A 12,797-nucleotide genomic window follows, 5' to 3' on the forward strand; every position below is an offset into this window, starting at 1 on the left:
GGCCCACGGGAGGACGGCGGGCGTGGCGGCCGCGCCGGGAACCGCAGCAGCCCGGCCGGTACCGTGGCGGAGGACTCCGGGAGGACGGGTCAGCGGCCCTTGCCGGCGAGGCGGTGGGGGCCGAGGTAGTAGGAGAGCGCCGCGTGCGACGGCCCGTCCGGGATCCGGCCGTCCACCAGGAGTCCGACCACCTCGGCCTCGGGGAGCCATTCCACCCGGTCGGCCTCGGAGACGTCCACGGGCTCGCCGATCCGGATGCAGCCGGTCACGTGAAAGGCGTGGAAACGCGCGTCGGAGATGCCGGACATGGCATCGTACCCGGTCATCGGCTCGACGGCCCCGGGGCGCCAGCCGGTCTCCTCCTCGACCTCCCGGGCGACGGCGGCGGCCGGTTCCTCGCCCGGCTCGGCCCAGCCGGCCGGGTCCTCCCACCCCCACCGGCCGGTGATGAACCGGTGCCGAAAGATGAGCAGGAACCGCCCCTCCTCGTCGGTGACGACGGCGGTGGTGGACGCCCGGGGCATCCGGACGACGTGGTGCTCGACGCGTCCGTGACCGGGGATGTCGACATCGTCGAGCCAGAGTTCGACCCACGGGGAGCCGTAGACCTGTCGCCGTCCGTGGACCTGCCACTCCGATCCCGCCACCGGGCCCTCCTCACGCGCGTCCGGGCTGACCGCCCGACTCTCTCACGCCCGCCGCGCACTCCCGCGCGGGCCGCTCCGTCGCCCAGGGGCCAGGACCTGCCGGAGTCCGCGGGCCCGGAGGATCCCGGAGGACGCGGGGCCGGACGGCGGGGGCGCCGGCGGTCCGGGCTGCGGCGCGCACGGTGGCCGACGCCGTGCGGCGGACGCACCGATCGAGTCGCACCGGCCGCCGCTCCCCGACGGGGGGAGCCCGCTGGACGCGGCCCCTAGAATGGGTGACCGGTCGCGAGTGGTGGATCCGCACACGCACGGGGCGTGCCCGCGGGGTGAGGGAAGAGGTGCGCCGTGCCCGAAGCAGACTCCGGTGCGTCCACGCTCTCGGCGAAGCTGGACCGGCTGTTCGACGTGGTCCGCCGTCCCGACCGCGAACCGTACACCCACGAGGAGGTCGCCCGGGCCTGCCGGGAGGCGACCGGCGAGACCTTCTCGGCGACCTATCTGTGGCAGCTCCGCACCGGCCGGCGGGACAATCCGACGAAGCGTCATCTGGAAGCGCTGGCGCAGTTCTTCCAGGTGCCGCCCGCGTACTTCTTCGACGACCGGCAGAGCGTGCGGATCACCGAGGAACTGGCGCTGCTCGGCGCGCTGCGGGACGCCGGGGTGCGGGACGTGGCGCTGCGTGCGGTGGCCCTGTCGCCCGAGGGGCTCGGCACGATCAGCGACATGATCGAGGCGATCGCCCGCCGCGAGGCCGCCGGCCGGCCGGACGGCGGGTCGGGCGGGTCCGGCGGCCGGACCGACGGTGGGTCAGTCGGCCGGACCGACGGCAGGTCCGGCGGCGGGTCCGGCAGTGGGCACGGCGGCAGGTAGCGGCAATCGCTGTCGAAGCGGTTCTCCCGGGGCTCCCCCGTCCGTAGGATCGCCTCCCGAATTGGGCGGTGGAGCATCGGGGGTACGGACATGGGGCATCCGGGTGGGGTCGAGCGGGGGCTCTGGCTCCGATGTCGCGGCGTCGCGGACTCGATACCGCTTCCGGAGCCCTTCGACATCGGGGCGCTGACGGACTCGCTCACCCGGCTGCGGGGCAGGCCCATCGAACTGGTCCCGCTCTCCGGCCCCGCGCACTCGCCCTGCGGTGTACTGGTCTGCACCGACCGCGCGGACTACATCGGCTACGCCGTCGACACCACCGCGCTGCACCAACAGCACATCGTGCTGCACGAGATCGGCCATCTCCTGTGCCGGCACACCGGGGGCGGAGCCGGGATCGGCGAGGACGTCCGGGAGGCGTTGACGCCGCGGTTGTCGGGCGAGCTGGTCCACCGGGTGCTCGGGCGGTCGGCGTACACACAGCGGCAGGAGCGGGAGGCCGAGCTCGTGGCCTCCCTGGCGCTGCACCGGGTGCTGCGGCGCCGGCGGTCCTCGGTGGTCGGGCAGCTGGCGGACGGTGTCCTCCGCCGGGGGATCGGACTCGGCGGACCGCGGGCGCGCGGGACGGTGCGGCATGGGTGACGGGGGCGGGCCGGTCCGCGACTGGGCCGACCTCCGCCGGCTCGGCCCCCTCTGGTCGGCACTGCGCGCGGAGCGGCCGGAGATCGAACTCGTCACGCCGGAAACGTGGTTCGGCACCGGGGGCGGCCGGCGCGGGGACATCCGCTTCGCGCTGTTCCGGCGGATCATCGAGATCCGCGACGGCCAGCTGTCCCTGCGCCCGCATCTGCACCCCCGGGTGCCGTTCTGGGTGGCCGAGGTGGTCCGCCCGGCCGGGACGGAGAGGTTCGCGATCGTGGTCGAGGCCGCCGCGATCGCCGCCGCGCTGGAGGCGGCCCGCGCCGGGCACCGGTTCCCCGTCGGCCCCGCCGAGGGGTGGGTGCCGCACCCGCTCGCCGCCGGTCTCCGCGAGGAGGCGGCGTGGCTGGTCGAGGTGGCCGCCGCCTACCGCCGTTCACCGGTCATGGCCCATGTCCGGCGCCGGGTGCGGGCGGAGCTGGCCGGGGTCGCGACGGCCCGGTGAGGCCCGCCCGCACCGTGCCGCCCCGCCGCACCGCTGTGAGACCGGCGGGGCGGCGGGGCGTGACCTTGGGGCGCGCGGCAGGGCGTGGGGACGAACGGCAGGGCGTGGGGGCGGGCGGTTCAGCCCCGGGCCAGCTCGGGCATCAGCCCGTACACCTGTTCCGCCGCACCGGAGTCGGCCTCCAGGCAGGCGAGCAGATCGGCCCTGGCCGCCTCGGGACGGTCCAGCCCGAGCAGGCAACGGGCGCGCTGGAGGCGCGCGTCCACGTCCTCGGTCGCCTCCACCACCTCGTCGAGCAGCCGGACCGCCTCCCCGTACCGGCCGGCGTCGTGGTGGACCACCGCCAGGTTGAACCGGATGCCCGGTTCCGCGGACAGCTCGACCGCGCGGGCCAGGTGGCTGCCAGCGCCGTCCAAGTCACCTTCCTGGTAGCGGAGTTCCCCGAACAGCGCCCACGCCTCGGCGGACCCGGGATCGATGTCGACGGCCTCCGCGTAGGCCCCGGCCGCCGCCGCGAGGTCCTCCTCCGCTGCCAGCAACTGCCCCTTCAGGCAGAGGAGTCGGGCGCTCCTGGGGTTCCGTTCCAGTCCGGCCGCGATGTCCGCCCGGGCGAGGTCGTGGGAGCCCGCCTCCAGCAGCAGGGAGGCCCGGTTGATCCGGGCCTCGTCGAACTCCGGGTCGAGCTGGAGCACATACCCGAAGTCCGCGGCCGCGGCCGCGGTGTCGCCCAGCTCGGCGAGCACGTCCGCCCGGTTGAAGTAGGCCTCGGGGAAAGGCGGTGAGAGCCGGATGGCGTGCTCGTAGTCGGCCAGGGCCCGCTCCGGCTCACCGAGGTCGCGCCAGAGCATGCCCCGGTCGAAGTGGTACTCGGCGTAGTTGGGGTCGCACTCGATGACCGCGGTGTAGTCGGCGACGGCCTGGGCGTGGTGGCCGAGTGCGGCGTGCACCTGGGCCCGGTTGTAGAGCAGCACCGAGCGGTGCAGCGCGTGCTCGTCGGGTTCCAGCGTCTCGTCCAGCCGGGCGATGCAGGCGTCCAGCAGCTCCAGCGCCGCGGCCGGGCGACCCTGGTGGACCTCGATCAGCGCGAGGCCGTTGCGGTTGAACACGACCCGCGCCTCGCGCTCCTTCGGGTCCGGGTGCCAACGGGCGAAGGCGATGGCCTGGTTGACCCAGGCGCGGGCCAGCCCGTGGTCGCGGCGCCCGGCCTCGAAGTGCCGGGTGTGCAGCATCGCGGTGGCGTACGCGGCCTGCATGTGGACCTCGGGCGAGGCGCTGAGGGCACGGGCCTCGTCGTACAGCGGCAGGGCGCGCTCCGCGAGGCCGAGCGCGGCGAAGGAGGTGGTCATCTTGGTGGTGAAGGCCCACCAGTGGTTCGGGTTGCTCTCGTGCGTCACCAGCCGCCGGCCGCGCTCGCCGAGGTCCACCACGGCGTGGTAGTAGCCGAGGTCCATGCAGTGGTCGAGGGCGTGGCGCAGGACGTCCGCCCCGACGCCGGCGGGGTCGCTGCCGTGCTCCGCGTGCCAGGTGATGGCCCCCAGCCGCAGCGAGGACTCGCCGGCCGTCTCCAGCTCGGCGCGCCGCAGGTCGTGCAGGCGGGCGCGTTCGTCGGCCGGGAGCGCGAGGTAGGCGGCGAGGGCGTCGGCGTCGTCACCGATGCCGTCGGCGGCGATGTGGGCGCGGCCGAGTCCGGCCTGCGCGGGACCGGCCTGCCCGTGCTCACCCTGCCCGTGCCCGGTCTGCCCGGGTCCGGCGGACTCCCCTTCGACCGGGTCGAGCACCGCGCAGTGGGCGGCGAGCGCCTCGGGCAGCGTCTCGCGGCCCGGACCTTCGGGGCGCTCCAGCGGCTCGGTGCCGGTGGTCACGACCACGGTCAGCAGTGCCGGGTCGATCCGCCGCAGCAGGACGGCGAGGAACTCGCCGTCGGTCGGATCGGCCCGGTGCGCGTCCTCGACCACCAGGGTGTGCGGGCCCGCGCCGAGGGCGCGCAGGTACGCGTCCAGGAACTCCACCAGGCCGTGCGCGATCCGCAGGGTGCGCAGCGCGGAGTAGAAGCGGGTGCGTTCCTTGGGCACCGCCAGCGAGGTGAGCGTCTCGCGGGTGGCGGGCACCAGGTCCCGCAGCTCGGGGGTGGTGGAGAGGATCTCGATGTCGTGCCGGGTGACGGCTTCGGGGCAGCGCGCGAGCGCGTCGGGGAGGGTCGCCCGCAGGACCGAGCCGACGGCGGTGTAGGGCCCGCGCAGGCGGCGGTCGGCGTTCACCACGGCGAGCACGGGCGGCAGGTCGAGCGTCGCGCGGGCGGCGACGCGGGCGTGGCGCCCGGCGGCGCGGACCCAGTGGTGGCGGTGTTCGGCCATGGCACAGCTGCCTTTCGTGCGGTGACGGGGAGGTGGGGCGGGTGACGACGCGGCGCGGGTGGCGACGAGGTGCGGGTGGCGACGAGGTGCGGGTGGCGACAAGCTGCGGGGTCAGGCGGTCCGGAGTCAGGCGGTCCGGGGTCCGGGGTCAGGCGGTCCGGGCGGGGGCGGGGCGCCGGGCAGCGCGGCGTTCCCGGAGTGCGAGGACCACGACGGCGGTGGTCTGCGCGAGGCTCAGCAGCAGCAGGACGATCGAGTCCAGCCGGGCGGCCGTCGACCCCTGCCCGGTCATCCGCAGCCAGACGTCGTGCAGCAGCCGGTACGCCGTCGGTACGACGACCCCGGCGAACATCGTCAGGGTGAACGCGTAACCCACCACCATCAGCCAGGAGTACCAGCGGGCGACGCGCCGGTCCACGGGGTGGTGGACCGCCAGGTCCACCGGCGGCCGCCCGGTGAACCGCCGGACGGTGTTGCGGAGCACGTCGACGGCGGCGGCGTGCAGGTTCACGCAGCCCAGCGCGGTGCTGAGCAGCACGTAGAGGTCGGTGCGCAGGTAGAAGAAGCCCTGCCAGGCCAGCCGCAGCACCGTGGCCCAGGCCATCGCGAGGCAGAGCCGGGAGACCGTCGCGGCGCCCCCGCGTGTCACGTCGGCGATCAGGGTGAGCACGGAGATCGCCAGCACGTCGGCCAGCATGCCCGCCAGAATGGGCAGGTAGCGCTGTCGGCGCGGCACGCTCACCAGGCCGTCGAGCGAGGTCTCCAGCACCAGGTACACCAGACGGTGCCCGACCGAGAGCCGGGAGCGCAGCCCCAGCCGACGGCCGGCCAGCGCGTGGAACGCCTCGTGCAGTGCCAGCAGCGGCGCCTGGCCGAAGAACAGGAGCAGGACGACCAGGGTGTAGGACGTGGTGAAGAACAGGTTGTCGGTCCGTGGGACGAGCCCGGGCACCCGGACCATCTCGACCGCGGCGAGCGCCGTCACGAGCGCGTAGCCGAACAGCGCCGGCCGGCCGAACAGCAGTCCGCCCAGGCGCTGCCAGCGGACCGGCGCGGTTGCCGCCGTCGGTGCGTCGGCCGGGCGGAGCAGGTCGAGTTCGGCGAGGACCTCGACCAGGTCGGCGATGTCCACGCTCTCGCCGTGCGCGATCCGGTACCGCTCGGCCGCCGCGCGCGGGGTGAGGCCGTCGGCCAGCATCCGGACCAGCTCCGCGCCGTCGGCCGGGAAGACGGCGTAGGTGTCGGTCTCCGGGCTGCCGATGGTGACTTCGTCGGCCTCCTCCAGGTAGACGAGCCGGCGCAGGGGCAGCGGTCGGTCCAGGTCGAGGCCCGGGGCGTCGGAGTTGCTGTCCACCGGGGAGTGCACGGGGCCTCCTTGCGGGAGGTGGGCGGGCGGAGGGAACGGGCGGGCGGAGCGGCGAACAGGTGGAACGGGTGGAACGGAAGGGGCCGGCCGAGGGAGCGGTGCCGGTCGTGATGCGCCCGACCGGCACCGCCGTCCCCTGCCTGGGGGATCGGATCAGACCTGAACCATGCAGTCCCACGGCAGGTACAGCGCACGCGCCGTGCTGGTCAGGCGGACCGGGCCGGCCTTGCGGACGACGATCTTCTTCATGACGGACACCTCCTTCCACGACTCGTGGTCGAGGCCATGAGGGGGCATGAGCTGAGATGAATGATGTTATCCATCTCAGCCACACCAGCTGGCCGAGGCCAAGAGTGATGAACCCGTGTCACCCGCGTCAAGAGAACGACACACCGCCGATCGGCAAAGCCCTGGGCAAGTGCGGTCGAGTACCCAGGTCAGGGGTACGGCCCCGGGGCGTCGACCGATCCGCTCGAAGTTCGGCCCCGAGGGCCCGACGGGCTCGACCACCGCGCCAGAATATAAACTGAAATGAATCGACGATCGAGAGCTCGCACCCCGCGCCGCCCGTCCGCCAGGACCGCTGCGATCGCAGGAGCACCCCGCCTCCGGCAGGAAGCCCTCGCGGGATCCACCGCGGGCGAACCGCCCGCCGCCAGCGCCCCTGGTACGCCTCCGCACGCCCCTCCGCCACGCTTGATCGTCCCTGGAGCGACGCGGTGAAGTGGTGCGCGGACGGTGACCCGACGGGGCCTCCGACGGCCCGACGAACGGGGATCGGCATGGCGGAAGCGGACCACGGCACTCCGGCACCGGGGAAGAACGCCCGCACCGACGCGGGCAAGCGCACGAACCCGGACCGGACCGGACCGGGCTGGGGACGGGCCGTGGTGATCGGTGGTGGTTACGCGGGCCTGCTGGCGGCCCGGGTGCTGGCCGATCACTTCACCGAGGTCCTGGTGCTGGAGCGGGACACGCTCGACCGGACGACCGGCGCACATCCGAGCGCGCCGCAGTCGTACCACGCGCACGCGATGATGGCCAGGGGCGCCCGGACGCTGGAGCTGCTCTTCCCCGGCCTGCGGGCGGAGCTGGAACAGCTCGGCGCGCCCGTCTACGACTACGGCGAGCGGATCAGCTTCCTGCTGCCCACCGGCTTCGCCGTGCGCGCCACCACCGGGGTGCGGATCCAGTCCTTCACCCGGGACGAACTGGAACGACGGATCCGGGGCCGGGTACTCGACCTGGCACCGGTTCGGCTGCTCGGCGGGGCCCGGGTCAGCGGCCTGGGCAGGGGCCCGGACGGCCGGATCGACCAGGTGCGCTACTGGACCGGGGCAGGCGGGAAACAGGCGGTCTCGGCCGATCTGGTGGTGGACGCCTCCGGGCGGACCACCTCGATCGACGACTGGCTGGGCGAAGCCGGGCTGCCGGTCTCGGCGAAGAGCACGGTGAAGGCGAGGATCACCTACACCACGATGGTCTTCGACCGCACCCCCGAGGAGAAGGACTACGACCTCGCCTATCAGATGACCTTCGCTCCCGCGGTGCGCCGCGGCGGCGCCATGCTCGCGGTGGAGCACGGCCGCTGGGTCTGCTCGCTGTTCGGCTTCGAGCAGCACCCGCCCACCGACCCGGACGGCTTCCTGGACTACGCGCGCAGCCTGGACAACCCCCGGCTGGCCGAGCAGATCGCCCGACGGGGCCGCCACGACGCGCTGCACCGCTACACCAACCCCGGGAGCGTCTGGCGCCTGCACCACCGCAACCCCGGCTGGCCGGAGGGGCTGATCGCGATCGGCGACGCGCTCTGCGTCTTCAATCCGGTCTACGGCCAGGGGCTGACCGTGCCCGCCATCGAGGCCGAGGCGCTCGGCGCGTTGCTCCGCCGCCGCTCCACCGGCACGGGCCCGCCCGGTCTGAGCCGGGAGTACCTGCGCACGGCGGCCGGGATCATCAAGGCGCCGTGGTCGCTGTCCACCACCTCGGACCTGATGTGGAACCCCACCGGCCGGCCACTGGCCGCCCGCTTCGCGCACTGGTACAACCAGCAGGTCTTCGGGCTGGCCCGGCACGACGCCGACGTCTGGACCCGCTTCGTCAAGGTGGTCAACATGACCGCGCCGTCCTCGCTGCTGATGCGCCCCTCGGTCCTCGCCAAGATCGCCCGCCAGGCCCTCACCCGCCGCCCGGACCCGCCCGCCGCCGACGGCCCGCCTGCCCACGCATGACGGCGATCCACGGACGCCGGGCAACCAGCGGACGGGCAGGTGGGCCGGAGCCGCTACCGGTGGTGGACGAAGCGGTAGGTGGCGCGGTCCAGTTCGGTGACCTGCACCCCGATCGCGGCCGGCACGGTGACGCAGGACTCCAGCACGGCGAGCACCCGGGCGGTCAGCTCCGCCCGCTGCTCCGCGCTGCGGCCGGCCAGGATCTTGATCTCCACCAGCACCACCGCCTCCCCCGTCGTCCCGTCACCCACCACGTACCGCGCGGCCGGGCGGAAGACGGTCTTGCAGTCCGGCACGGCGGTGTCGATCACCTCGGTGATCGCCCGGTGCACCCTCTCGGCGAGGACGGCGCGGTCGAAGTCGAGATCGGCCGAGTGGTCGACCAGGATCTGCGGCAAGGGAACCTCCGGGAACGGGCCCGCCGGGTCCCGGCGGGCGGTGTCCGCGACGCTACCGGCCCGCCCCGACGCCCCCGCGGCGCCCACCCCACCCGATGACGGCACGTCCTGCGCACCCTCGCACGGGGTTTGCGCCGTCAGCGATCACCGGACCGGAGGCCTGTCCCGCCCGGCACCGGGGTGGCAGGGTGTCGGCCATGACTCGGGGATTCAGCGGTGACGTCGCCGGTTACTACGCGAAGTACCGCCGCGGCTACCCGCCACAGGCCGTCGACGCGCTGCAGGAGGCCTTCGGGCTCGGTGCGGAGGACGTGGTCCTGGACCTCGGCTGCGGCACCGGGCAGCTCGCCCTGCCCCTGGCCGGCAGGGTCCGGTCGGTCATCGGCATGGACCCGGAACCCGACATGCTCCGCCTCGCGGGCGCCGCGGCGGCCGCGCAGGGCGTCGACAACGCGACCTGGATACTCGGCGGCGACCGCGACGTCCCCGCCCTCCGGACCCTGCTCGGCCAGGACTCACTGGCGATGACCGTGATCGGCAACGCGATCCACTGGATGCGGCACGAGGAACTGTTCCACGCGCTCGTCCCGCTCCTGCGGCCCGGCGGCGGGATCGCCGTGGTGGCCAACGGCACCCCGCTCTGGCTCCAGGAGAACAGCTGGTCGCCGCCACTCCGGGCAGGTCTGGAACGCCACTTCGGCACCACCCTGGCGGCGTCGTGCGGCACTCTGGCCCAGGACCGCGACCGGTACCGGCAGGCCTTGCGCGCGGCCGGCCTCACCGAGATCCGGGAGACCGTCGTCGAGTACACCGACGAACTCACCCCGGAGCAGATCGTCGGCGGCGTCTGCTCCGCCGTGCCCGCCGACCGGTTGCCCGCGCCCGCGGACCGGCCCGCGTTCGCGGAGTACGTCCGGCGGTGCCTGCCCGCCGACCGGGAGACGTTCACCGAGGACGTGCGGGTCGCGATCCTCACCGCCCGCGTCTGACGGCCCGTACCCGGGAGCGCACGGCACCGGCCGCCCGGCCCCGGGGAGGGGCGGGCGGCCGGTGGTGTCCCGGGGGCCCGTTCCCCGGCCGCCTGCCGGGGAAGGGGTGGACCTGCGTGGCCCGGGTCACGGGACCCGCGTCGAGGGACCGGCGTCAAGGGGCCGGTGCCGGGGGGCGGGGGTCAGTAGCGGGAAGTGACGGTCACTCCGTTGAAGCCCTCCTCCGCGAGGAGGCTGAAGTAGACGTAGCCGGTCGGGGGGTTGGTGATGGTCAGCGACTCGGTGTTGCCGGCCTTGGCCGACCGGGTGACGTAGCTGTTCCTGGTCGCCCAGCTGCCCCAGTCGTAGTAGAGGTCGGCGTTGCCGGTTCCGCCGCTGGTGCTGACGGTGATGTTCTGCGTGCCGGCCGGCACGTAGAGGTAGAAGTGGGCGTAGTTCCCGGTGGTCGCGGAGACGTTGCTACGGGCGCAGTTGCGGTCGAGGACGCGGACGTCCGGGTTGGCGCACTCGCTCGCGGCGGTGATCACCAGGCTGCGGCTGGTGCTCGCCTTGGCGCCCTTGTCGTCGACGACGGTCAGGGTGACGGTGTAGGTGCCGGGGCTCTGGTAGGTCTTGTAGGGGTTGGCGGCGGTGGACCCGGTGCCGTCGCCGAAGCTCCAGGTCCGGCCGACGACGGTGCCGTCCGGGTCGGTGGACAGGTCGGTCAGGTTGACGCTGCTGCCGTTGACCGAGGCGGTGAAGGCCGCGGTCGGGGGCCGGTTGGCGGGCGGGGTGGTGTTGGCGCAGGCGCCGGCGGCGCAGGCGGTGAGCCAGGTGTCGAAGTCGGCGTCGTAGCGGGTGCCGATGGTGCTCTTCAGGATGCCGCGGGCGCCGTTCCAGTCACCGGTGCGGTACTTGGCGAGCACCGCGTCGACGTCGCCCCGGTGCTGCTCCAGCATGTAGCGCACGGCGAGGTAGCCCCAGCGGTAGGTGCGCTCGGTGTTGGTGTTCTCGTAGGTGGTGTCGAAGAGGGTGGAGAGCTTGTAGGTGTGCAGGCCCGCCGCGGTGATCGCCGCGTCGTAGTTCAGCTTGCGGTAGGAGTAGGAGACGTACTCGGCGAAGCCCTCGATCCACCAGATGGTGGGGGTGGTCACGCCCGAGTCGAAGTCGCCGTACATGTCGAAGCGGCCGTCGAGGTAATGGGTGTACTCGTGGTTGAGGTTCCACACCTCGAACGCGGGCTTGGCGAACGGCGCCTCGTAGGCGAGGAAGCGCGGCTGGTTGCCCGCGACGTTCGGCTTGCCCTCCAGGTACATGCCGCCGTTGTCGGTGTTGATGCCGTAGATCGAGGCGGCGAACACCTGGTAGTCGAAGGGGCTGTCGAAGACGACGACCTCGATGGTGGTGTTCCGGTCGTCCGCGACCGGACCGTTGTCCTTGGCCACCGCGTGGAAGTACGCGTCCTGGGCGGTGAGGCTGCGGCAGGCGGCGTTCAGGTTGTCGGTGGTCGCCTGCTGGGCGATGATCCGGATGCTCGGGGAGCAGGTGGAGGTGGTGGCCAGGAGGCCGGACCGCAGGCGCGCGGCCGCGTCGGTGGTGCCGTAGTAGGCGCTGTTCGCGGCGTCGTACTCGGCGGCCATCTCCGCGACGGCGGCCCACTGGTAGGCCGTCCGTCCGCTCGGGGAGCTCTGCTGGGCCAGGCCCTTGAGCAGCGGGCGGACCTTGGGCTGCAGCGCGGCGTACTGGACGAAACGGCCGAGCTCGCGGGTCGCGTTGTAGGGCAGGTAGCCGAAGTCGGTGCCGTACAGGGAGCTGTTGACGGCGGCGAAGTTGTAGAGGGTGTCGAGCAGCGACGGGTCGGCCGCCACGGCCGTCTGGAAGTTCGCCAGCTGGTGGCCGCGGAACAGCACGTTGAAGACGTTGTTGACCGCTCCGGCCATGCCCTTGACGCCGTTGTGGGTGGCGGGGTCGTAGTCGGTCAGGAGCCTCTTGATCACCGGCAGGTAGCGGGTGTTCTCCTGCGCGCTGTCGATCAGGGTGACCGTCTCGCCGAGGATCGCGGCGTTGGCGGCGGTCAGGTCGCGCGAACGGGCGCTGTTGAAGAAGGAGTCCAGCGCGCCGCGGATCGAGCTCTGCAGGGCGGTGCCGTAGGTGCCGACATCGGACGCGTGGTACCACTGCACGAAGTAGCCGGCCCGCAGGTAGAGCACCAACTGCGCGACGGAGGTGCTGTTGTCGCCCGGGTAGGCCGACGCCGAGGAGCGCAGCGCGTCGGCGACACTCACCATCTGGGCCTCGCGGAAGGCCCAGTAGGCGTCGTTGCCGGTGAGGTTGAACAGCTGGTTGACGCAGTCGCTGGTGGCGGCCTTGACCGCCTGGACCAGGGCACCGCCGGTGCGGGAGGTGAAGTCCGAGGCGTTGCAGGCGGCTTCGGCGGCCGCGGTGGCCGAGGGCGCGGCGCTGCCGACTGACTTCGCGGCGGTCCCGGAGGACGGGGAGCGGCCGGTGGTACTGGTGTTCAGGCCGAGGGACTGGGCCGAAGCCACCGCGTCCAGCGGGGCGTTGAACGGTGCCCGGTTCCTGGCCGGGACGGGCGTGCCCCGGTCGGCCTCGCCGGTGTACGGGGAGGTTCCGGCGGCGGGCTGGGGTGCCGGGGTGCCGGCGCCGGCCGGGGCCGTGGGGGTGGCCGACGGGGCGGCGTGGCTGCCGGGGGCGAACACGGCGAGCACGGTGCACAGTGCCAGAAGGAGGGTCAGCAGCCTTGCCAGTTGTGGCAGGCCGGGTATGCGGGTGGGGCTCAAGTGGGGGCCTCCGAGCTG

10 protein-coding genes are annotated in these 12,797 nt (G+C 73.5%); 5 read left to right on the forward strand and 5 right to left on the reverse strand.

Annotation, left to right across the window (positions count from 1 at the left end):
- Window positions 1-89: 89 nt before the first annotated feature.
- Entirely contained in the window at window positions 90-647 is a 558-nt protein-coding gene (locus BLU95_RS02240) for an NUDIX hydrolase (RefSeq protein ID WP_093858423.1), read from the reverse strand.
- 345 nt (window positions 648-992) lie between these two features.
- On the opposite strand from BLU95_RS02240, the gene BLU95_RS02245 reads away from it, so the two are divergent.
- The 3 genes from BLU95_RS02245 to BLU95_RS02255 all read left to right on the forward strand — a co-directional run bounded on the left by BLU95_RS02245 (window position 993) and on the right by BLU95_RS02255 (window position 2,661).
- Window positions 993-1,517, forward strand: coding sequence for a helix-turn-helix domain-containing protein (locus BLU95_RS02245; protein WP_107452456.1), 525 nt, complete (start codon window positions 993-995; stop codon window positions 1,515-1,517).
- Between the two features lie 90 nt (window positions 1,518-1,607).
- Window positions 1,608-2,159, forward strand: a complete 552-nt coding sequence (locus BLU95_RS02250) for a ParH-like protein (protein WP_197698696.1) — start codon at window positions 1,608-1,610, stop codon at window positions 2,157-2,159.
- Entirely contained in the window at window positions 2,152-2,661 is a 510-nt protein-coding gene (locus BLU95_RS02255) for a DUF6545 domain-containing protein (RefSeq protein ID WP_093858424.1), read from the forward strand. Before BLU95_RS02250 ends, BLU95_RS02255 begins: the two co-directional genes overlap by 8 nt.
- Before the next feature lie 119 nt (window positions 2,662-2,780).
- Here the strand turns inward: BLU95_RS02255 and BLU95_RS02260 are convergent, their stop codons facing one another.
- Window positions 2,781-5,015 carry a tetratricopeptide repeat protein gene (locus BLU95_RS02260; RefSeq protein ID WP_093858425.1) on the reverse strand — a complete coding sequence of 745 codons (2,235 nt, stop codon included), beginning with the start codon at window positions 5,013-5,015 and terminating at the stop codon, window positions 2,781-2,783.
- Window positions 5,016-5,163: 148 nt separating this feature from the next.
- Window positions 5,164-6,381: a hypothetical protein gene (locus tag BLU95_RS02265; RefSeq protein ID WP_197698697.1), complete on the reverse strand. Its 1,218-nt coding sequence runs from the start codon at window positions 6,379-6,381 to the stop codon at window positions 5,164-5,166.
- 782 nt (window positions 6,382-7,163) lie between these two features.
- Between BLU95_RS02265 and BLU95_RS02270 the strand changes: the two genes are divergently transcribed.
- A complete protein-coding gene (locus BLU95_RS02270) occupies window positions 7,164-8,612 on the forward strand; it encodes an FAD-dependent oxidoreductase (protein WP_093858426.1) in 1,449 nt (482 codons plus the stop codon).
- A gap of 53 nt (window positions 8,613-8,665) precedes the next feature.
- Here the strand turns inward: BLU95_RS02270 and BLU95_RS02275 are convergent, their stop codons facing one another.
- Window positions 8,666-9,010 (reverse strand): 5-carboxymethyl-2-hydroxymuconate Delta-isomerase, encoded by a 345-nt coding sequence (locus tag BLU95_RS02275; protein WP_093864580.1) that lies wholly within the window; start codon window positions 9,008-9,010, stop codon window positions 8,666-8,668.
- Window positions 9,011-9,207: 197 nt separating this feature from the next.
- On the opposite strand from BLU95_RS02275, the gene BLU95_RS02280 reads away from it, so the two are divergent.
- Entirely contained in the window at window positions 9,208-9,999 is a 792-nt protein-coding gene (locus tag BLU95_RS02280; protein ID WP_093858427.1) for a class I SAM-dependent methyltransferase, read from the forward strand.
- Between the two features lie 182 nt (window positions 10,000-10,181).
- Here the strand turns inward: BLU95_RS02280 and BLU95_RS02285 are convergent, their stop codons facing one another.
- Window positions 10,182-12,779 (reverse strand): collagenase, encoded by a 2,598-nt coding sequence (locus tag BLU95_RS02285; protein WP_231978212.1) that lies wholly within the window; start codon window positions 12,777-12,779, stop codon window positions 10,182-10,184.
- Window positions 12,780-12,797: the final 18 nt, after the last annotated feature.

This window comes from Streptomyces sp. TLI_053 (assembly GCF_900105395.1).
In the GTDB taxonomy this organism is placed as follows: Bacteria; Actinomycetota; Actinomycetes; order Streptomycetales; family Streptomycetaceae; genus Kitasatospora.

Coding starts and splice junctions, on each gene's coding strand:
- BLU95_RS02250 (WP_197698696.1), top strand. CDS start 1,608: ATGGGGCATCCGGGTGGGGTCGAGCGGGGGCTCTGGCTCCGATGTCGC.
- BLU95_RS02255 (WP_093858424.1), top strand. CDS start 2,152: ATGGGTGACGGGGGCGGGCCGGTCCGCGACTGGGCCGACCTCCGCCGG.
- BLU95_RS02260 (WP_093858425.1), bottom strand. CDS start 5,015: ATGGCCGAACACCGCCACCACTGGGTCCGCGCCGCCGGGCGCCACGCC.
- BLU95_RS02270 (WP_093858426.1), top strand. CDS start 7,164: ATGGCGGAAGCGGACCACGGCACTCCGGCACCGGGGAAGAACGCCCGC.
- BLU95_RS02280 (WP_093858427.1), top strand. CDS start 9,208: ATGACTCGGGGATTCAGCGGTGACGTCGCCGGTTACTACGCGAAGTAC.